The 19,775-nt window shown below is 66.0% G+C and carries 17 protein-coding genes and 1 pseudogene; 11 read left to right on the plus strand and 7 right to left on the minus strand.

Annotated elements, in window-relative coordinates; genetic code table 11:
* The first annotated feature begins 344 nt into the window (after positions 1–344).
* Positions 345–812 (plus strand): energy transducer TonB, encoded by a 468-nt coding sequence (locus J7367_RS10340; RefSeq protein ID WP_057663736.1) that lies wholly within the window; start codon positions 345–347, stop codon positions 810–812.
* 326 nt (positions 813–1,138) lie between these two features.
* Here J7367_RS10340 and aroA read toward each other — a convergent pair whose 3' ends face one another.
* From aroA to serC, 3 genes are all read right to left on the minus strand, one after another.
* Positions 1,139–2,461, minus strand: coding sequence for a 3-phosphoshikimate 1-carboxyvinyltransferase (gene aroA, locus J7367_RS10345; RefSeq protein WP_057663733.1), 1,323 nt, complete (start codon positions 2,459–2,461; stop codon positions 1,139–1,141).
* A gap of 122 nt (positions 2,462–2,583) precedes the next feature.
* Entirely contained in the window at positions 2,584–3,792 is a 1,209-nt protein-coding gene (gene pheA, locus J7367_RS10350; RefSeq protein WP_007964068.1) for a prephenate dehydratase, read from the minus strand.
* An 84-nt stretch (positions 3,793–3,876) separates the two neighbouring features.
* Positions 3,877–4,962 carry a 3-phosphoserine/phosphohydroxythreonine transaminase gene (gene serC, locus J7367_RS10355; protein ID WP_007964067.1) on the minus strand — a complete coding sequence of 362 codons (1,086 nt, stop codon included), beginning with the start codon at positions 4,960–4,962 and terminating at the stop codon, positions 3,877–3,879.
* Between the two features lie 177 nt (positions 4,963–5,139).
* Here serC and msrP point away from each other — a divergent pair, with 177 nt between their 5' ends.
* Positions 5,140–6,108: a protein-methionine-sulfoxide reductase catalytic subunit MsrP gene (gene msrP, locus J7367_RS10360; RefSeq protein WP_057663730.1), complete on the plus strand. Its 969-nt coding sequence runs from the start codon at positions 5,140–5,142 to the stop codon at positions 6,106–6,108.
* Between the two features lie 124 nt (positions 6,109–6,232).
* A complete protein-coding gene (msrQ, locus tag J7367_RS10365; protein ID WP_033481360.1) occupies positions 6,233–6,889 on the plus strand; it encodes a protein-methionine-sulfoxide reductase heme-binding subunit MsrQ in 657 nt (218 codons plus the stop codon).
* On the opposite strand, the gene J7367_RS10370 is transcribed toward msrQ, so the two are convergent.
* On the minus strand, positions 6,831–7,640 hold the full coding sequence (locus J7367_RS10370) for an FHA domain-containing protein (protein ID WP_022559593.1): 810 nt from the start codon (positions 7,638–7,640) through the stop codon (positions 6,831–6,833). The genes msrQ and J7367_RS10370 overlap by 59 nt on opposite strands.
* Before the next feature lie 237 nt (positions 7,641–7,877).
* Here J7367_RS10370 and J7367_RS10375 point away from each other — a divergent pair, with 237 nt between their 5' ends.
* From J7367_RS10375 to J7367_RS10385, 3 genes are all read left to right on the plus strand, one after another.
* Positions 7,878–8,153 carry a polyhydroxyalkanoic acid system family protein gene (locus J7367_RS10375; RefSeq protein WP_008576246.1) on the plus strand — a complete coding sequence of 92 codons (276 nt, stop codon included), beginning with the start codon at positions 7,878–7,880 and terminating at the stop codon, positions 8,151–8,153.
* A 162-nt stretch (positions 8,154–8,315) separates the two neighbouring features.
* Positions 8,316–8,873, plus strand: a complete 558-nt coding sequence (locus tag J7367_RS10380; RefSeq protein ID WP_007972454.1) for a phasin family protein — start codon at positions 8,316–8,318, stop codon at positions 8,871–8,873.
* Between the two features lie 552 nt (positions 8,874–9,425).
* Positions 9,426–10,424 (plus strand): restriction endonuclease, encoded by a 999-nt coding sequence (locus tag J7367_RS10385; protein WP_057663727.1) that lies wholly within the window; start codon positions 9,426–9,428, stop codon positions 10,422–10,424.
* 183 nt (positions 10,425–10,607) lie between these two features.
* Here the strand turns inward: J7367_RS10385 and hutC are convergent, their stop codons facing one another.
* The 3 genes and pseudogenes from hutC to J7367_RS10395 all read right to left on the minus strand — a co-directional run bounded on the left by hutC (position 10,608) and on the right by J7367_RS10395 (position 13,031).
* The gene (gene hutC / locus J7367_RS10390) at positions 10,608–11,345 is read right to left on the minus strand and encodes a histidine utilization repressor (protein ID WP_007966331.1); all 738 of its coding nucleotides are present in this window, start codon (positions 11,343–11,345) and stop codon (positions 10,608–10,610) included.
* A gap of 28 nt (positions 11,346–11,373) precedes the next feature.
* Positions 11,374–11,577: pseudogene (locus J7367_RS22525) on the minus strand (hypothetical protein).
* An 83-nt stretch (positions 11,578–11,660) separates the two neighbouring features.
* On the minus strand, positions 11,661–13,031 hold the full coding sequence (locus tag J7367_RS10395; protein WP_057663722.1) for a formimidoylglutamate deiminase: 1,371 nt from the start codon (positions 13,029–13,031) through the stop codon (positions 11,661–11,663).
* Positions 13,032–13,091: 60 nt separating this feature from the next.
* On the opposite strand from J7367_RS10395, the gene hutI reads away from it, so the two are divergent.
* The 5 genes from hutI (at position 13,092) to J7367_RS10420 (ending at position 19,564) form a co-directional block, all read left to right on the plus strand.
* The gene (gene hutI, locus J7367_RS10400; RefSeq protein WP_022559596.1) at positions 13,092–14,297 is read left to right on the plus strand and encodes an imidazolonepropionase; all 1,206 of its coding nucleotides are present in this window, start codon (positions 13,092–13,094) and stop codon (positions 14,295–14,297) included.
* Between the two features lie 13 nt (positions 14,298–14,310).
* Positions 14,311–15,852 carry a histidine ammonia-lyase gene (hutH, locus tag J7367_RS10405; RefSeq protein ID WP_057663719.1) on the plus strand — a complete coding sequence of 514 codons (1,542 nt, stop codon included), beginning with the start codon at positions 14,311–14,313 and terminating at the stop codon, positions 15,850–15,852.
* 181 nt (positions 15,853–16,033) lie between these two features.
* Positions 16,034–16,891: an N-formylglutamate deformylase gene (gene hutG / locus J7367_RS10410; protein WP_022559598.1), complete on the plus strand. Its 858-nt coding sequence runs from the start codon at positions 16,034–16,036 to the stop codon at positions 16,889–16,891.
* A 16-nt stretch (positions 16,892–16,907) separates the two neighbouring features.
* Positions 16,908–18,575, plus strand: coding sequence for a urocanate hydratase (gene hutU, locus J7367_RS10415; protein ID WP_057663716.1), 1,668 nt, complete (start codon positions 16,908–16,910; stop codon positions 18,573–18,575).
* A 260-nt stretch (positions 18,576–18,835) separates the two neighbouring features.
* A complete protein-coding gene (locus tag J7367_RS10420; protein WP_057663714.1) occupies positions 18,836–19,564 on the plus strand; it encodes a hypothetical protein in 729 nt (242 codons plus the stop codon).
* Positions 19,565–19,775 lie beyond the last annotated feature (211 nt).

The raw sequence follows: 19,775 nt of genomic DNA on the forward strand, positions 1-19,775 counted from the left end.
CCGGCGATGGGGAGCGTGCGTCTGTGAACCGGGAAATTCCCGCGGAAAGCGCCAGAAATGGCGAAATTCCGAAGTTCCAAAAGCCACTCTTCGGAACGACGCCACCTTCCGCCCTGTCAGGTCTCGTTGTTCAGACCTTCCCTAGCGCTTCCTACACCGGCCGCCTTAGCTCTCCCTCAGGTACCGCCAACCAGACTGGTCCCGTCATCCCCAGATGCGCCAGGAGGCCGGCCATGTCCGTCACTTCGAATCCTTCATCCGCTCACCCGTCGTCGTTGCCGCAACACGGCCGGCGGCCCGAGGAGCGGCAGCAGAACGTGGTCAGCGACGGCGCTTCGCCCTGGATGTGGGCAACGTTGGTGGCGCTGCTCATCGTGGTACCCAGCTGGTGGTGGGCACGCCACAGCGATGAGTCATTCGCTCCCGATACGCGGCCGCTGCCGGCGGAAAGTCGGCAGATCCTGCCGACGACCGACGGCCCGCGCGCGATGACGATGGTGGGGCACCAGCCTGCTCGCCCAGCCCTCAGCAGCGTCGAGGCCAAGCCGCTTCCGGGCAACGCGATGCCGAACTACCCGGCCGCGGTGGCGCATGCCGGCATCCAGGGCAGCCGCACCGCCCGTTTGCAACTGGATGTGCAGGGCCGGGTGAGCGATGTGACCATCGTCGACCGAAGCGGGAGTGATGATCCGCGACTGGATGCAGCGGTCCTGGAGAGCTTGCGTCGGTGGCGCTTCGAGCCCGCCACGCGCGACGGCCATGCGGTGGTGAGCAGCGTGCAGGTGCCGGTGGAGTTCACCGCGCAGCGTTGAGGACTTGCTCGGCGCTGCGGCTCTTTGCCTCAACGGTGGCGATGTCGCGGCGCGTCGTTTGACTCCTGACTCGCTGGCAGAACCTTCTGCGCATTACGCCGACAGGTACGCGTTTCCCTGCAAATCAACGGGGATCTTGATTTCGCATCAGGATCGCGTCTACCAGCAAGCCCGCCGTCGAAGGGGGATGCAGAAAGCCCGCACATCCACCGTGCAGTGGAAACTACGACAGGCCTGTCATTTGCCAGACTCGCGAACGGCCGCAGTCTTAGGGCCAGCCTTCCGCACCCTGTAAAGTCCAAGCCACTCGTCGGCGAACAGACGCGTTACCGATGCACGGCAGTTTCCAGCCCGAATCCGGCGTCCTGTGCCAGGGAGTCGAAGCCCGGGAACGAGGTCGCCACATTCGCCACGTCGTTCACCTGCACCTGGCCCGTGGATAGCTGGCCGGCAATGGCGAACGCCATGGCAATGCGATGGTCGCCATGACTTTCGATCACGCCGCTGCCGATGCTGCCGCCATGGATGGTGGCACCATCCGGCGTTTCGTCGACCTGTACGCCAAGCGTGCGCAGGCCGGTGGCCATCGCCGCCAAGCGATCGGACTCCTTGACCCGCAATTCGGCGGCGCCGGTCACCACGGTCTGCCCGCTCGCTGCAGCGGCAGCCACGAACAAGGCCGGGAACTCGTCGATCATGTCCGGCACCAGCGCTTCGGGAATCTGCGCACCGCGCAATGGCGCGTAACGCACGCGCAGATCGGCGACTGGCTCACCGCCGTGTTCGGCATGGTTCTCTTCGCCAATCTCCGCGCCCATCAGGCGCAACGCGGCCAGTAACCCGGTGCGGCGTGGATTCAATCCGACCGCGCGCAGCACCACTTCCGAGCCGGGAACGATGCTGGCCGCGACGATGAAGAACGCAGCCGACGAAAAATCTGCAGGTACTGCGATATCGGTCGCGCGCAGACGCTGTCCACCGCGCAGACGGGCCTTGCCAGGCGAAAAATCGATCTCCACGCCGAACGCCGACAGCATGCGCTCGGTGTAGTCGCGGGTGGGATGCGGCTCGGTCACCGAGGTCTCGCCCTGCGCATAGAGACCAGCCAGCAGCACCGCAGACTTGACCTGCGCACTGGCAACCGGCGAGACGAAATCGATGCCGTGCAGCGCCTGCCCACCGTGCACGTGCAATGGCGGCGTGCCGTCGTCCTGCGTCTCGATCCGCGCGCCCATCTGCGCCAGCGGGCCGGTCACGCGCCGCATCGGACGCTTGGATAACGACGCATCGCCCACCAATACGCTGTCGAAGCGCTGCGCAGCCAACAGGCCGGCCAACAGACGCATCCCGGTGCCGGCATTGCCGCAATCCAGCACCTCGGTCGGCGCCTGCAGACCCTCCACACCCACACCGTGCACGATGCGCTGCGACGCCGACGGCGTTTCGATGCGCACGCCCAGCTTGGCGAAAATGGCGGCGGTAGAGCGCGTGTCTTCGCCTTCAAGAAACCCATCGATCTGCGAAACGCCGTCGGCGAGCGCGGCGAACATGACCGCGCGGTGCGAAACCGACTTATCGCCCGGAATGGCCAGGCTGCCCTGCAGTGCGGTGCCGCGTCGGGCAATCCAGTGGTGCGTGCTGCTGCTCATGCATGTAATCCGATGGCTGCGGCATCGCCAACGCCGACGATGCGCTTGAAGAAGGGTGCGGCGCTGCCGTCAATACAAGGTCGCGGCGCGCCGGCATGGATTGTCGTATCGAGCCTCGATGCTCAGGGAATGGCCACCGGATACGAACCCAGCACCTTGATCTGCGCCGAGTGCGCTTTCAGTTCGGCCAGCGCCTGCTTCATCGCATCGTCTTCGACATGGCCGATCAGATCGATGAAGAAGCCATATTCCCACTTGGCCTGATGCGAGGGCCGCGATTCGATGCGGTTCATGCTGATGCCATGGCGTGCGAACGGGCTGAGCACGTCGAACAACGCGCCCGGCTTGTCGTGAATGAACACCAGCACCGACGTGCGGTCGTGCCCGGACGAAGGAAAGATCTGCCGCCCGATCACCAGGAAGCGCGTGGTGTTGTCGTCGTCGTCCTCGATCGACTTCATGATGACTTTCTTCAAGCCATACACATGCGCTGCGCTTTCGCCGCCGATGGCCGCGGCATCTTCAGCATTGCGTGCGCGGCGTGCGCCTTCGGCGTTGCTGGACACTGCGATCTTTTCCACCTTGGGCAAATGCGAGCGCAACCAACCCGCGGTCTGCGCGAACGACTGCGAATGCGCGTAGATGCGTTCAATATCTTCCAGCCGGCCGTTGCGCGAGAGCAGGTATTGATGCACGCGCAGCTCGACTTCCCCGCAGATTTTCAGGTTGGAGGTCAGGAACATGTCCAGGGTGACCTGGATGGTGCCCTGCCCCGAATTTTCCACCGGCACCACGCCGAAGTCGGCGTTGCCTGCTTCCACTTCCTGGAACACCTCTTCGATGGTCGCCATCGGCAAGCCCACCGCCGAGCGGCCGAAATGCTTGAGCACCGCCTGCTGGCTGAAGGTGCCTTCCGGGCCGAGATAACCGATCTTCAGCGGCTCCTGCTGAGCCAGGCACGCCGACATGATTTCGCGGTAGACGTGCACCAGCACTTCGTCGCTGAGCGGGCCCTCGTTGCGGTCCACCACCATGCGCAGCACCTGCGCCTCGCGCTCGGGGCGGTAGTAATCCACCGCCGCCGCAAGCTTGCCCTTGGCCTTGCCGACCTGATGCGCAAAGTTGGCGCGCTCGGCAATCAGCGCCTGGATATTGCGGTCGATCTCGTCGATCTTGGCACGCACATCGGCCAGCACCGGCGCGGTGGTCTTGATCGCGGCCTTTTCAGCCGGCGTGTTTGCAGGCTTGCTGCCTGAAGCATTGGCCGCTGTCTTGGTCGGCTTTTTGTTGCCGCCTGTGGCGGCCGTGGGCTTGTTGGACTTGGGGGCCATTGCTGGGCATTCCTAAAAATGGCGGCACATGTGCGCTGGCAGCGCACGCGCCCTGCGCGGCAGACGCCGCAGGTAAATAAAGACTCAGCCGTGACGCTGCTGGAAGTCGTGCATGAACGCGGCCAGCGCTTGCGCGCCCGCCACCGGCATCGCGTTGTACAGCGACGCACGAATGCCACCGACTGCCTTGTGACCCTTCAATGCGAGCAGCCCGGCTGCCTTGGATTCGCTGACGAACAGCGCATCCAGCTGCTCGTCCGGCAGAAAGAACGGGATGTTCATGCGCGAACGCACTGCCGGTTTGATCAGGTTGCGATAGAAGCCGCCGGAACCATCGATGGCGCCGTACACCAGCGCGGCCTTCTCTGCATTGCGGCGCGCAAACTCCTGCACTCCGCCCTGCTCCAGCATCCACTTCACGGTCAGCCCGAGCAGATACCAGTTCCAGGTTGGCGGGGTGTTGAGCATCGAATCGCGCGCGACATGCGAGGCGTAATTGAAGATGTCCGCACGCGGTTGCCCGGCACGCTCCAGCAGATCGCGCCGCACGATCACCACCGAAATGCCGACCGGACCAAGATTCTTCTGTGCGCCGGCGTAGATCAGGCCGTAGCGCGAAATATCCAGCGGCTCGGAGGCGATCGACGAACTGAAGTCGGCAAACAACGGCAGCGTGCCCACGTCCGGCGTGTCGCGAAATTCGACGCCATGGATGGTCTCGTTGGCGGTGATGTGCACGTAGGCCGAATGCGGCGACAAGGTCCAGCTGGCCGCAGGGGGAATGTCGACGAAGCCCTCGGCCTGCGCGTCGGCGGCGATGCGCGCATCCACGTATGTGGCCGCCTGCTTGATCGCCGTCTTGCCCCAATGCCCGGTGATCACATAGTCGGCCGCCTGGCCGGGCGCGGCAAAATTCAGCGGCAGCAGCGCCTGGATGGTGGTGGCGCCACCGGCGGTGAACAGCACCGCATAGTCGTCGGGAATCGACAACAAACTGCGCAGATCGGCTTCGGCGGCAGCGGCCACCGCCATGAAATCGGCGCTGCGGTGGCTGATTTCCACGATCGAGGCGCCAATGCCGTTCCACTCGACCATCTCTGCCTGCGCCTGGCGCAGGACCGATTCCGGCAATGTGGCAGGGCCGGCACTGAAATTGAACGCGCGTGTCATGGCATACCTTGTCGAGCTAGCCTTCTAGTATGCCGCAGCGCATCGGGCTTGGCAGCGGACAAAAAAAGTTGCAGCTGCATCCTTTTGACTGAGCCTGACGTAACGTAGCGATGCGCCAAGGCGAACTTGTGTCCTGGTTCGTTACTCTTACCGCTGCAGCCACTGCCGGAGCCTGCCATGTCGTTTCGCGATGCTTTCCACTTGCCGTCCAGCGAGATCACCGATGAGTCCGTTTACCGCGACCGTCGCCGGCTGCTGCAGTTGTTTGCCTTCACCCCCGCGCTGGGCGTGGCCGGGTGCGCCGAGGCCGACCCGCCGCCGCCGCCCAAGACCGTGGTGACGCCAGCGCAGGCGCGCAGCGGGTTTCGCACTGCCGAGGACCTGACCCGGCTGGAAGACGTCACCAGCTACAACAACTTCTACGAGTTCGGTACCGACAAAACCGATCCGTCCAAGGCGGCCAAGACCTTGAAGCTGTCGCCTTGGACGGTGAAGGTGGGCGGCGAATGCGAGAAGCCCGGCAGCCTGTCGCTGGACGAACTGCTCAAGGGCATCGCGTCGGAAGAACGCATCTACCGGCTGCGCTGCGTGGAAGGCTGGTCGATGGTGATCCCGTGGACGGGCGTGCCGCTGGGCGAGGTACTCAAGCGCTTCGCGCCGACCTCCAAGGCCAAGTACGTGGCATTCACCACCCTGGCCGACCCGCAACAGATGCCGGGCGTGCGCTACCGTTCGATCAACTGGCCATATCGCGAAGGCTTGCGCATCGACGAGGCGATGCATCCGCTGACCCTGCTGGCCACTGGTTTGTACCGCAAGCCGCTGCCGCAGCAGAACGGCGCACCATTGCGCCTGGTGGTGCCGTGGAAGTACGGCTTCAAGAGCATCAAATCGATCGTGGAAATCCGTTTCGTCGAAAAAATGCCCGAGACCGCCTGGCACGATCTGCAACCTTCCGAATACGGCTTCTTTTCCAACGTCAATCCAGCGGTAGACCACCCGCGCTGGAGCCAGAAGACCGAACGCCGCATTGCCGGCACCGCCAGCAAGCTGTTTGCCGAGCGCATCGCGACAAAGCCCTTCAACGGGTATGCCGATCAGGTCGCTTCGTTGTATGCGGGCATGGATCTGAAGAAGTGGTTTTAGGCAACACACAATCTGGCACCGACCCGGCGTAGGAGCGCACCCGGGCGCGACGGGCATGACCAACAAAGCCAGTCGCGCCCGGGCGCGCTCCTACGCTTCAGCATCGTTCCTTCTTCGAGTTCGCATGGCCAAGACATCCACGTCCGTGATCGCTGCCAAGACGCTGGTGCATGCCGCGGCGCTGGCGCCCATCGCCCTGCTCGGCTGGCAATTCTGGCAGGTGTGGCAAAGCGGCAGCGACGCGCTGGGCGCCGACCCGGTGGCCGAGATCGAACACCGCACCGGGCTGTGGGCGCTGCGCTTCTTGCTGATCACGTTGGCGATCACGCCGTTGCGCCAACTCACCGGGCAGGCAGTGGTGATCCGCTTCCGCCGCATGCTGGGCCTGTACGCGTTCTTCTACGCCACCGTGCACCTGGCGGCCTACCTCACGTTGGACCTGCGCGGCTTCTGGACGCAGATTTTCGAGGAGATCCTCAAACGCCCCTACATCACGGTGGGGTTTGCGGCGTGGTTGTTGCTGATGCCGCTGGCGATCACCTCCACCCAGGGGTGGATGCGTCGGCTCAAGCGCAACTGGGGCCGCCTGCACATGCTGATCTACCCCGTCGGCCTGCTGGCCGTGCTGCACTTCTGGTGGCTGGTGAAATCCGATATCCGCGAGCCGGCCTTGTACGCCGGCATTCTTGCGGTGTTGCTGGGCTGGCGCGTCTGGAAAAAACTCAGCGCGCGCCGAACCACAGCAAGGCGCTCAACGCCGCCGCCAGCAACACCGCGCTGAGCAGCAACCAGGGCCAGCGTGCCACCTTCACCGGTGCGCGCGTCGGCTCCGCAACGGCGCGCGGCGGCGGCAGGGGCTCGGTATCGGGCAGATCCCAGGTGGTGCTGTGGTGCGTCCGCGGCACTTCCACCACGAAGCGGTGACGCGCATCGAAGACGACCTGATCGCCAGCCTGCAGCCAGCCGTCGCGCACCTGGACGCCATTGATCCAGCTCCCCTCTTCCGAACCCAGATCGCGGATCAGGACACGGTCGCCGTGCCGTTCCAGACGGGCGTGCTGCGCCGCGAATGCCGGGTCGTCGATGACGATATCGGCGGCGGCATCGCTGCCGACCAGACGCGCGCGATCCAGGGTAAAACTGCGACCGTGATGGCGCCCGCCTATGCCGCGCAACAGCAGGCAGACCTCGCCGAGACTGGCCGTGTCGTCGTGGATATCGTTGGCCGGCGCACTGGACGGGGCACTGCGCAACAGCATTTCCACGCCATCGGCATAGATCGCATCGCCCGCACGCAGCAACGCCATGCGACGCACCGGACGCCCATTGACATGAATACCGCGGATTCCGTTGGCTACCTGCAGCCACAGGCCGCGTTGGTCCAGGCAGAACTGCGCCAACAGCAATGCGCCCTGCGCATCGCCGACCACCCGCACGCTGCCGGAGGCATGACGGACGATCCGGTGGACGCCGGGCTTGAGGGAATGATCCGGCTGCTGCCGGTGGGTGAAATGAACTTGCAGGTCGCGCACCCGCCGCAGCCTAGCAGGTTTGCCCCCAATGCGCGGCCATCCAGGGGTGATCGGAGCTGCTGGCTCGCTGCCGAGCGCGCGCAGGATCGCGCTGCCATCGGCTGAGCAGGCGCCGCGGCAGCAGCTCGCAGACCCGCGTGTCTGACATCGACAGCAACGCCACGCGTGGCCGCACTTGGAGCCCGGCCCGCACATGCGCACAATGCGCCCTCACTTTTCGCATGACCCATCGCACCCATGTCCAGCATCGATATCCGCCACGACCATTCCTTGACGCCGGCCCAGGCCCGCGCGGCCATCGACGAGGCGGCGCGCAAGCTGACCGACCGCTACGGCGTCGCGTCGCATTGGGAAGGCGATACCTTGCGCATCGCACGTGCCGGCGTGGACGGGGCGATCGCGCTGCTGCCGCAGCAAGTGCACGTCACCGCCGAGCTCGGCTTTTTGCTGTCGGCCGTCCAGCCGATGGTGGAATCGGAAATCCGGCGCCTGCTGGCCGAAAAACTCGCCTGATCGTGCGGTCGGCGCTGCGCTGCTTCAGCGTCAAGTCACCTGCTCGGGCGCGTGCGGGTAGATGCTTTCAGTACGTCTGATCGGGCACTGCTTCACCTGCCCGATGCAGGGTCGGCACTAGGGTGAACGCAATGTCACGTTGGCAACCTACAGGAGCATCGCATGACGACCGGATACGATCAGAACGGTAACCGCGGCAACGCGGCCCAGGGCTTCCAGGCGCAGGCGGAACAGATCTCGCGCCGGCTTGGCGAATCGGCTCAGACCGTGTGGCTTGCCGGCCTGGGCGCGCTCGGGCGCGTGCAGAACGAAGGCAGCAAGCTGTTCGACTCGCTGGTGCGCGAAGGCGCCGCGTATGAGCGCACCGGTCAGCGCAGGGCGGCGGAGAGCGTGGATGAATTGCGCGAAGAGGTGGAAACCCAGTTCGAGCAGGCACGCGATACCGCGGTGCGCGGCTGGGACAAACTGGGCAAGGCCTTCGACGAACGCGTGAAGGGTGTCCTGCGCACGCTCAACATTCCCGAGCAGGAAGAATTGGAAAACCTGCGGCGCGAGGTCGAGTCGCTGAAGGCCCAGGTCCGCGCAAATACGGCCGCCACCAAGCGTGCCAACCGCACCGCCAACCAGGCGGCGCAGGCTGCCAGCGAGACGACCGGTGGCGGCGCGGGTGCCGGGGCGGCATCGTCGTCCGGCACCCCCGGTGCGTTCGACCCGGAATAAGCGCAGCGGTGAAAGCGACCGCGCTGTCATGGGACAGCGCGGTTGTCGCCCGAGACGGTGAGTACAGTCATCGCTGACGCAGGTGCAGGTGCAGGTGCAGGTGCAGGTGCAGGTGCGCAGACTACGCTGCGACATGCGTGCCAGCGTGGTAGCCCCAGCCACTCGATCGGTGTCACCGGCTGCGCCACCTGACCGGGTGCGGGCAATTGCCCTGTGGTGCGTTTGCCGAAGCGGCAGCCCGGCATTGGCGATGGTTCGACGTGCAGCCAGGAGGCGAGCCGGGTCCGCATAGCCTTTGAAATCAGGACCTTAGCGCTTCGAAGCAGCCCTATGCCCCGATGTTGCAAAGCAGCATGATTTTTTAGACAATCGGGGAGGACCCGCCAGTCCTGCGTTACGAAGTCCGTTTGCTCCCCTCCCCTCACGGCTTCGGACTGGCGGGTCTTTCGCTATCTGGATCACGGCTCGCGACATCGCCGCGCATGATCCATTGACGAATCTTTCGCGAAGGATTCTTCTACACGCACGATTCGTTATACGCGCCATTGCTTGATGCTCATGCCTTCCTGGATTCTGGCGCCCGTGGCTGCACTGCTGCTCTGGCTGGCCGTGTCTGCCTATCTTTGGCTAGTGCGACGACGCGCCAATGAAGTGCATGAAGGCGTCCGTGCGCTGGCCATCATGCACTGGCGCGATTTTTCCGCCGTGGTGCTGCGCGTTCTACAGGATCAACGCGGATGGCAGCCCACGCAGTTGCCGCAGGATGGCCTGCCCACCGCCGATTTCATGATGCAGACCGAGCACGGCACCCGGCTGGTGGCCTGCAAGCACGGGCGCGGTTATCGCATCGGCGTGGCGGCAGTGAACGAGCTCGGTGCGATGGCGCGGCTGGCCGGCGCCAACGGCGGCGTGATGGTCACCGAAGGCCGCATGGAGCGCGAAGGTATCGCCGCCGCGGAGAAACAATCGATCGAAGTGCTGGACGGTGTGCGTCTGTGGCCGCTGCTCAAACCTTATCTGCCTGGCGACGTGGAAGCCGGCGTGGTCGGTGCGGCGCGCCGCCGCGCGATCCGCCACAGCATCATCGCCGGTGCCGCGCTGGCGACGCTGGCAGTCATGGCGGTGCTGACGCTGCGCCCGCCGGCTCCGACGCCGGCTACGCCGCGCACTGCGGTGTCTTCACCTGTTCCCGCACCGGCTCGCGTGATTGCTGCGGCTACGCCTTCCGCCAGTACCGCTCAGCCGGGGCCTTCACCCACTGCGGCGCCCGGGGCAGCGCCGGCACCAGGCGCAGAACCGGATGCGGCCACCATTCAGGGCTATCAGCGCGAGGTCTCCAAGGCGCTGGCGCAGACCCCGGGGCTGGTGCGCGGCATCTGGCTGACCCAGGCGACCCTGGTAGTGGACCGGACGGTGGAAGACAGCGCGGCATGGCCGCTGATTTGCCGCGAGCTGGAACGCCACCCCTACCTGCGCACGGTGCGCGTGCAGCTCAACCCGCGCCCCGGCACCGCCGAGCCGGTGCGCTGGCGTCAGTGCAGCACGATCTGATCCTGGCGCGTTGGCGGCTGTCATGGTGCCGCGTGGCTTGGCCTGCTCAGCCGGGCACCTGATCGTGAAGCGCAGTCGCCGCCATCTTGGCGTGCGACTTCGATACGGCCGATAACCGTGCAGCCAACAATCGCCGGCAACTTGAACGCTGCGGTAGCGCGTCCGTCGCCTGCCGACGTCACCTCAGCGCAGCCCCGGCGCGAACCGCGCCACCAGATCGTACGACCCGCCTAGAAACATCTGGCGCACGTAGGTGACCGGCAGGTCGCCGCGCCAGGTGTGGCGGTCGATCACCAGGCAGGCCGCGCCATCGTCCGCCTGGAGCTGCTCGGCCTGCGCGGCGTCGGCACTGGCAGCGCTGATGCGGTGCTCGGCGCGCGTCCATGGCACGTTGCGCAGTAGCCAGCTGCCCGGCGCGACCTCCGTGAACGGCTGGTCCAATGCGTCGGGCACGGTGCCGATATCGATCACGCGGTGCTCCAGCGCAAACGGGCGGCCGTCGGCCAGGTGCACGCTCTGCAATTCCAGTACCTTGCCGGTGCTGCCCAGCGCACGTTCCTGCGGCACGCGCTGCCGCACGTTGCGCAGCTGCCGCGACAACAAAGAGAACCGGTACGCATGGCCGCGCGTGGTCATTTCCACTTCGATGTCCGGGATCGAAAGCGCCACCTGTTCCAGATGCGGGTGCTGCCGTGCCACGAACGAACCGGTACGGCGGCGGCGTTCGATCATGCCGGCATCGGCCAGCAGGCCGAGCACCTTGTTCACGGTCATGCGCGAGCAGCCGTACTGCGCCATCAACTCGTGCTCGGGCGGCACGCGGTGCCCGGGCGGCCAGTCGCCGCTATGGATGCGTTGTTCCAGATCCTGGCGGATGCGCTGATGCAAGGTGCCAGGCACGATGGTGGTGATGGCGTTCAAAGCGCGGGTCTCCGGAAAGAGCGGCTATTCAATCGGCATGCCACATGGTCGGCAGCGTGCGCCAGCAGCACGTTGCGGCATGCACCATGCACGCTGCATGGACGGGGGCATTGCATGCACCTGCACCGCCGCCGCTGCTGTCTCTGCAGCGGCTCCAGGAGCCAGCACTGCGCGCGCATCCGTTTGAAGCGGCTCAGGCGCAGCCACTGGCGGTGCGGCCGGGGCCCGTCATCGGCAGGTGTAAGCGTACACCACGACTTCTGCGCACCGTTGGGCATCCACCTGGCCACTCTTGCCACCGTGCGATGGCCAATATCACTGGCCCAGCAGGCTGCGCAACACCGCGGCAAACCGTGTGGCGATACGGGCGCGGTCGACATGCTGCCCGTTGCGCACCACCCAGCGCCCACCGCGCCAGACGTTGCGCACCGCGGTGGCCCGCGCGGCAAACAGCCAGCTGTCCAGCAAGGCGTCGTCGCTGCGCGCCAGCAAGGCCGGATGCGCGGTGTCCAGTTCGATCAGATCGGCCGCTGCGCCGGTACGGATACCGGTGTGCGCCACGCCCAGCGCCTGCGCGGCACCGATGCCGGCCTGACCGTAGAGCCAACGCCCGCTGGAGACTGGCCCTTGTGCCAATACATTGCGCGCCTGCAGCGTCAGGCGCTGGCCGTACTCGAGCAGGCGCAGTTCTTCGGCCGCATCGATCAGCACATTCGAATCCGAACCCACTCCAAAACTCCCGCCCGCAGCAGCAAAGGCCTGCATCGGGAACACGCCATCGCCCAGGTTCGCCTCGGTGATCGGGCACAGCCCGACCACCGCGCCGCTGGTAACAATCGCCTGCAATTCGCGCGCATCCACATGCGTGGCGTGCACCAGGCACCAGCGCGCATCCACCGGCGCGTTGGCCAGCAGCCACTGCACCGGGCGCTGCCTGGACCAGGCCAGGCAGGCGTCCACTTCACGCTGTTGCTCGGCGATATGCAGATGGATGGGGCCATCGGTTAGCGGCACCAGCGCCGCCAGTTGCTGCGGAGTGACCGCGCGCAGGCTGTGCGGCGCCAGCCCGAGCACCGCGTCCGGCAGCGCTTTCAGGCTGTGTCTGCAGTCGTCCAGCAAGCGCGCGAAGCCGTCGACGTCGTGAATCAGACGGCGTTGCGCCGGGCTGGGGGCGGCACCACCGAAATCCGAGTGCGCATAGAACACCGGCAACAGGCTGAGTCCGATGCCGGTGCTGGCGGCAGCAGCGGCAATGCGCTCTGACATTTCGCCGGCCTGCGCATACGGCGCACCGCTCGCCGCGTGGTGCAGGTAATGGAATTCGCCGACCCGGGTGAAGCCGCTTTCGAGCATTTCCACATAGGCCTGCTCGGCGATCGCCTGCAGGCTGTCCGGGTCGAGCCGGTCGACGAAGCGGTACATCAGTTCGCGCCAGCTCCAGAAGCTGTCGCCGCTGCGCCCGCCGACTTCGGTCAACCCCGCCATGCCGCGCTGAAAGGCATGGCTATGCAGGTTGCCCAGGCCAGGCAACACGACGTCGCAACGCGTGTCGGTGAGGGCAGCAGGTGCATCGACCTGCACCGCGCCGATGCGGCCCTGCACGACCTCGATCCGAACGCCGCTCGCCCAGCCGTCGGGCAACAATGCCCGGGCGGCCCAGAACACCTGCATCTGTTGATCTGCCACTGGACACCCTCGCTCGCCGAATCTATTGTATATACATATCAGACACCACGAGCCTGCGCCATGCATTGCGACGTTCTGTGGCACAACGCGCAACTGATGACCCTGGATGCGGCCGCTGGCGGCCTGGGCATCGTGGACGATGGCATCGTCGCCTGCCGGCACGGCCATATCGTCTATGCCGGCGCGGCCGCACAGGCGCCCGCTCTGCAGCCGGACAGTGCGCACGACTGCCAGCGCCGCTGGATCAGCCCCGGCCTGATCGATTGCCACACGCATCTGGTGTATGCCGGCAATCGGGCCAATGAGTTCGAGCAGCGCCTGCGCGGCGCCAGCTATGCCGACATCGCCGCAGCCGGCGGCGGCATCGTGGCAACGGTGCGCGCCACCCGCGCCGCCGACGATGCAGCACTGTTGGCCGCCAGCCTGCCGCGCCTGGATGCGATGCTGGCCGAAGGCGTGACCACGCTGGAAATCAAGTCCGGCTACGGGCTCACGCTGGACGATGAAATCAAGCAGCTGCGCGTGGCGCGCCAGCTCGCCGCGCTGCGCAACGTTGAAGTGGTGCCGACCTTCCTGGGCGCGCATGCCGTGCCGCCTGGCGGGCAGGCGCAGCACTACATCGACCAGGTCTGCACGCAGATGATTCCGGCGATCGCAGCGCAAGGGCTTGCCGAGGCCGTGGACGTGTTCTGCGAGCATCTGGCGTTCTCGCAGGCGCAGGCCGAACAGGTCTTCATCGCGGCGCAAGCGCATGGTTTGCGCATCAAGATCCACGCCGAACAATTGAGCAACCAGCACGGCGCCGAACTGGCCGCACGCTACGGCGCGTTGTCGGCCGATCACATCGAGTACCTGGACCAGGCCGGCGTTGCGGCGATGGCCACTGCCGGCACGGTGGCAGTGCTGTTGCCAGGCGCGTTCTACTTCACCCGCGATACCCAGCTGCCACCGATCGCCGCGCTGCGCACGGCCGGCGTGCCGCTGGCGCTGGCCACCGACTGCAACCCGGGCACCTCGCCACTGACAAGCCCGCTGCTGGCGATGAACATGGCGGCGACGTTGTTCCGCATGACCGTGGACGAATGCATCGCCGGGTTCACCCGCGAGGCTGCGCGTGCGCTCGGGCGCAGCGAGCGCCTGGGCCAGTTGCGCGCCGGCATGGACTGCGACCTGGCGATCTGGAACATCGATGCGCCGGCCGATCTGGTCTATCGCATGGGCTTCAATCCTCTTCATGCCCGCGTCTGGCGCGGGCATCTGTGCTGACTCCGGAGTCGTCATGAGTGTTTCTGTTGTCTTGCAACCCGGCCAGATCACGCTGGCGCAATGGCGTGCGCTGTATCGCGGTGCCGAAGTGGCACTGGATGATGCATGCGCTGCCGCGGTGCTGCGCAGCGCGCAAACGGTGGAGGCCATCGTGGCGCGTGGCGAGCCGGTGTATGGCGTCAACACCGGCTTCGGCAAGCTGGCCAGCGTGCGTATCGAGCGCGAGGATCTGCAGGCGCTGCAGCGCAATATCGTGCTCTCGCATGCGGCAGGTGTGGGCGAGCCCACGCCGGTGCCGGTGGTGCGGCTGATGATGGCACTCAAGCTCACCAGCCTGGCCCAGGGCGCGTCCGGCGTGCAGCCGGACACGCTGGCACTGCTGGACGCGATGCTGCGCGCCGGCATCACGCCGGTGGTGCCGTGCCAAGGCTCGGTGGGCGCTTCCGGCGATCTGGCACCGCTGTCGCATCTGGCCGCGGTGATGATCGGCATTGGCGAGGCCTTCGTCGGCGCGCAGCGTCTGCCTGCTGCCGACGCGCTTGCACATGCGCAACTGCGACCGCGCGTGCTGGGCGCAAAGGAAGGGTTGGCCCTGCTCAACGGCACCCAGTTTTCCACCGCCTGCGCCCTGGCCGGTCTATTCGAGATCGAAACCATATTGCAGGCCGCGCTGGTCACCGGTGCGTTGTCGGTGGAAGCGGCCAAGGGCTCGGATACGCCCTTCGATGCGCGCATCCACGCATTGCGCGGGCAGCCGGGACAGATCGCCACCGCTGCGGCGTTGCGCGCCCTGATGGCCGATTCGGCCATTCGCGAATCGCATCGGCTTGGCGATGTGCGCGTGCAGGACCCGTATTGCCTGCGCTGCCAGCCGCAGGTGATGGGCGCGGCGCTGGATGTGATGCGTCAGGCCGCGCGCACCTTGGAGATCGAAGCCAACGGCGTGTCCGATAACCCACTGGTCTTCAGCGATACCAGCGAAGCGCTGTCTGGCGGCAATTTCCACGCCGAGCCGGTCGCCTTTGCCGCGGACATGCTGGCGATGGCGGTCTGCGAAATCGGCTCGATCAGCGAACGCCGCACCGCGATGCTGGTCGACCCGGCGCTGTCCGGCCTGCCCGCCTTTCTCACACCGCGCCCGGGCTTGAACTCCGGCTTCATGATTCCCCAGGTGACCGCCGCCGCGCTGGTGTCGGAAAACAAACAGCGCGCGTATCCGGCCAGTGTCGATTCGATCCCGACCTCGGCCAATCAGGAAGATCACGTCTCGATGGCCGCGCACGGCGCACGGCGCCTGCTGGCGATGGCCGAGAACGCCGCGCACGTGATCGGCATCGAGCTGCTGGCCGCAGTGCAAGGCTGCGACTTCCATGCGCCACTTCGCTCCAGCACTGCGCTGGAAGCGGCGCGTGCCCTGTTGCGCGCACAGGTGCCCACGTTGCAGGACGACCGTTATTTTCATCCGGATATGCTGGCTGCCAGCGCGTTGGTGCGCTCGGGCGCGCTGGCGCAGGCAGTGGCGGTCCCGTTGCCGGGTGTGGAGCAGGACGTATGAGTGGGCAGCGCTTATGCAGCGAATCGATACCTGCATCGTCCCGGTCGCAACTGCGGTCTTTCGCGACCTCATCAAGCGCACGCCCAGACGATGACGCGGCACCGCGCACCCGACGCATCGGCAACGCACAGCTGCGCAACGCTTGCCCCACGCTGGCAGCACGCACGCATGGAGCGCAGCGATGAACGCACTGCCCGACTGGCTGGAACTGCACCGCGGCGACGCGCCGTTGATCATCAGTTTTCCGCATACCGGCACCGAGTTGCCGGAGGACCTGGCTGACCAGTTCGTGTCGCCGTGGCTGGCGCGCCGCGATACCGACTGGTGGGTACACCAGCTTTACGACTTCGCGCAGGGGCTGGGCGCCACCACGCTGCGCACCGCCATCTCGCGCTCGGTCATCGACGTCAATCGCGACCCGAGCGGGGCCTCGCTGTATCCGGGCCAGAACACCACCGGTCTGTGCCCGCTCACCACCTTCGACAATCAGCCGCTGTATGCCGATGGTGCGGCGCCGGATCAGGCGCAGATCGCGTTGCGTCGCATGCGCTGGTTCGACCCGTACCATGCCGCGCTTGCCGAGGAAATTGCGCGCCTTCGCGCGCAGCACGCAAAGATCGTGGTCTACGACGCGCATTCGATCCGCTCGTTCATCCCGCATCTGTTCGATGGCCAATTGCCGCAATTCAATATCGGCAGCAACGAGGACCGCAGCTGCGACCGGCGCCTGGTCGATGCAGTGGAGCGCCTGTGCCGCAGCAGCGGCTCCAGCACGGTGCGCAACGGCCGTTTCAAGGGCGGCTGGATCACCCGCCACTACGCGCAGCCCGAGCACGGCGTACACACCTTGCAGATGGAACTGGCCTGCCGCGGCTATATGCGAGAGCCCGACAGCCTCACCCCCGACAACTGGCCAACGCCGTGGCAGCCGGTACACGCCGTGGCGCTGCGCGCGGTACTGCGCCACGTGCTGCAGGCCTGCCTGCACTTCGCCAACGCGCCCTCTTCCGACACCGCGCCGCCTGCGGCCAACCGCTGATTGCAAGGAACCCGGCATGACCCGTCACGATGCAACCCGCGTCATCCGCGCCGCCACCGGCACCACGCTCACCGCCAAGAGCTGGCTCACCGAAGCGCCGCTGCGCATGTTGATGAACAACCTGGACCCGGACGTGGCCGAGCGCCCGCAGGAACTGGTGGTCTATGGCGGTATTGGCCGCGCCGCGCGCGACTGGGAATCCTTCGACGCGATCGTTGCTGCGCTCACGCGTCTGGACGAGGACCAGACCCTGCTGGTGCAATCCGGCAAACCGGTGGGCGTGTTCCGCACCCATGCCGATGCGCCGCGCGTGTTGATCGCCAACTCCAACCTGGTGCCGCGCTGGGCCAACTGGGACCACTTCAACGCACTGGATAAAAAGGGCCTGGCCATGTACGGCCAGATGACCGCAGGCAGCTGGATCTACATCGGTGCGCAAGGCATCGTGCAGGGCACGTACGAAACCTTCGTGGAAATGGGCCGCCAGCACTATGCCGGCAACCTGGCCGGCAAGTGGCTGTTCACCGGCGGCCTCGGCGGCATGGGCGGCGCGCAACCGTTGGCGGCGGTGATGGCCGGCGCCTCGTGCCTGGCCGTGGAATGCCGCCGCTCCAGCATCGACATGCGCCTGCGCACCGGGTATCTGGACACGTGGACCGATTCGCTGGATGACGCATTGCGCCTGATCGAAGAGTCGTGCACCGCGAGGAAGCCACTGTCGGTCGGCCTGCTCGGCAATGTCGCCGACGTGCTGGACGAACTGCTGCTGCGCGGGATCAAGCCGGATCTGTTGACCGACCAGACGTCTGCACACGACCCGATCAACGGCTACCTGCCGCAGGGCTGGAGCGTGGAAGAGTGGGACGCAAAGCGCATGAGCGCGCCCAAGGAAGTGGAAGCGGCGGCGCGCGATTCGATGGCCAACCACATCCGCGCCATGCTCGCCTTCCACGCACTGGGCGTGCCTACCGTGGATTACGGCAACAACCTGCGCCAGATGGCGCTGGAGGCCGGCGTCGACGACGCGTTCGATTTCCCCGGCTTCGTGCCTGCCTACATCCGCCCGCTGTTCTGTCGCGGTATTGGCCCGTTCCGCTGGGTCGCGCTCAGCGGCGACCCGGACGACATCGCCAAGACCGACGCCAAGGTCAAGGAACTCATCCCCGACGACGCGCACCTGCATCGCTGGCTCGACATGGCGGCCGAAAAGATCGCCTTCCAGGGATTGCCTGCGCGCATCTGCTGGGTGGGCCTGGGCGACCGCCATCGGCTCGGACTGGCCTTCAATGCCATGGTCCGCAGCGGCGAGCTGAAGGCGCCGGTGGTGATCGGCCGCGACCATCTGGATTCGGGCAGCGTGGCCTCGCCCAATCGCGAAACCGAAGCGATGGCCGACGGCTCGGACGCGGTCTCCGACTGGCCGCTGCTCAATGCCCTGCTCAACACCGCCAGCGGCGCCACCTGGGTATCGCTGCACCACGGCGGCGGGGTCGGCATGGGCTTCTCCCAGCACGCCGGCATGGTCATCGTCTGCGACGGCAGCCAGGCCGCCGACAGACGCCTGGAACGCGTGCTCTGGAACGACCCGGCCACCGGCGTGATGCGCCACGCCGATGCCGGTTACGCCATTGCAACCGATTGCGCAAAGGAAAAAGGGCTGGATTTGCCGGGGATTGTGCGCTGACCCAGCCAAACAGCGCGCTTGGGGGCGCCGCTGCATCGTCCGGGCCGCTCCCGCCAGCCCTCTTCGTGCATTCCCTTACCCCGCAGTGGCCCGCTGTCGGGCCTCTTCCGGCTGCCATTCGCCACCTCAGATCCTGTGCGCCGGCAACATGGCGTTGCCGTGTCTGAGCACGACGTCCCGAATCGGGGCATGCGCCCAGGATCAGCCTCAAGTCTGCGCGTTGCAGGCCGACAAGATATGCAACGTTTCGAGGAATCCCCATGGGCATCCTGATCTACCTGGTGCCTGCATTCGCACTCTGGGCGCTGATCGCTACCGGGCTGGCGTTCGTGCGTGGCCGCCAGCTGCGTGCCGAATCCGGCGAGCTTGCCAGCACGCAGGACAGCCTTGGCCGCTATCAGGCGGCGCTGTCGCAATGGAAGGCGCGTGCGGCGGCCACCACGCTGGAACTGGAATCGCTGCAGCGTAGCTATGCCATGCTCAAGCAATCGCTGGAACAGCACGAGCAGAATGCCTCCGAGCAGCAGGCGGCCGCTGCCGGCCAGGTGATTCCCATGGTGTTGGTGCAGCGGCTGGATATCGCCAGCGAGATCGGCACGCTGTTCGCGCATGTGGCGCGCGTGGCACGTAGCCTGCGTCGCTACAGCGCCTACAGCCGCGGCCACAACGCCCCCGAGCCGACCACCGCGCGCTACGACCTGCATTGGCTTGCCGATTGCCTGCACAGTTTCGATCAGATCGGTCACGCACTGGTGCGTGGCAATGTCGCTGCACTGATCACGGCCTGCCAGGACCTGTTGTCGATGTACGAGCATTACCTGAAGGATGGCTCAGGCTACAACAGCCGCGACACCTTCCAGCGCCTGAGCAACGATGTGCCGCTGTCCGAGGCCACCGATGCGATCCGCTCGATCATCGTCAAGGCGACGCTGGCACAGGATGTGCGCGATGCGGTGCAGGACGATGAGGTGGCGGCGAACGTCGGATGATTCGGGATTCGGGATTCGGGATTCGGGATTCGGGAATCGGGAATCGGGAATCGGGAATCGGGAATCGGGAATCGGGAATCGGGAAAGCGTGCGGCCTGATGCATCATGCGGGCAAGCGCTGGGCGCATTAGCGTTGTCTTGCCGAGGTAGCTGAGCGCTTACCCGCGATATTCCTCAGAGAAAAAGCGCACCGCTTGCGGTGCGCTTTTTT

The organism is Xanthomonas sp. D-36-1 (assembly GCF_017746155.1).
GTDB lineage: Bacteria > Pseudomonadota > Gammaproteobacteria > Xanthomonadales > Xanthomonadaceae > Xanthomonas > Xanthomonas cissicola.

Bases quoted from the DNA above. Each gene is read 5' to 3' on its own strand.
- J7367_RS10340 (WP_057663736.1), top strand. From the start codon at position 345: ATGTGGGCAACGTTGGTGGCGCTGCTCATCGTGGTACCCAGCTGGTGG.
- aroA (WP_057663733.1), bottom strand. From the start codon at position 2,461: ATGAGCAGCAGCACGCACCACTGGATTGCCCGACGCGGCACCGCACTG.
- pheA (WP_007964068.1), bottom strand. From the start codon at position 3,792: ATGGCCCCCAAGTCCAACAAGCCCACGGCCGCCACAGGCGGCAACAAA.
- serC (WP_007964067.1), bottom strand. From the start codon at position 4,962: ATGACACGCGCGTTCAATTTCAGTGCCGGCCCTGCCACATTGCCGGAA.
- msrP (WP_057663730.1), top strand. From the start codon at position 5,140: ATGTCGTTTCGCGATGCTTTCCACTTGCCGTCCAGCGAGATCACCGAT.
- msrQ (WP_033481360.1), top strand. From the start codon at position 6,233: ATGGCCAAGACATCCACGTCCGTGATCGCTGCCAAGACGCTGGTGCAT.
- J7367_RS10375 (WP_008576246.1), top strand. From the start codon at position 7,878: ATGTCCAGCATCGATATCCGCCACGACCATTCCTTGACGCCGGCCCAG.
- J7367_RS10380 (WP_007972454.1), top strand. From the start codon at position 8,316: ATGACGACCGGATACGATCAGAACGGTAACCGCGGCAACGCGGCCCAG.
- J7367_RS10385 (WP_057663727.1), top strand. From the start codon at position 9,426: ATGCTCATGCCTTCCTGGATTCTGGCGCCCGTGGCTGCACTGCTGCTC.
- hutI (WP_022559596.1), top strand. From the start codon at position 13,092: ATGCATTGCGACGTTCTGTGGCACAACGCGCAACTGATGACCCTGGAT.
- hutH (WP_057663719.1), top strand. From the start codon at position 14,311: ATGAGTGTTTCTGTTGTCTTGCAACCCGGCCAGATCACGCTGGCGCAA.
- hutG (WP_022559598.1), top strand. From the start codon at position 16,034: ATGAACGCACTGCCCGACTGGCTGGAACTGCACCGCGGCGACGCGCCG.
- hutU (WP_057663716.1), top strand. From the start codon at position 16,908: ATGACCCGTCACGATGCAACCCGCGTCATCCGCGCCGCCACCGGCACC.
- J7367_RS10420 (WP_057663714.1), top strand. From the start codon at position 18,836: ATGGGCATCCTGATCTACCTGGTGCCTGCATTCGCACTCTGGGCGCTG.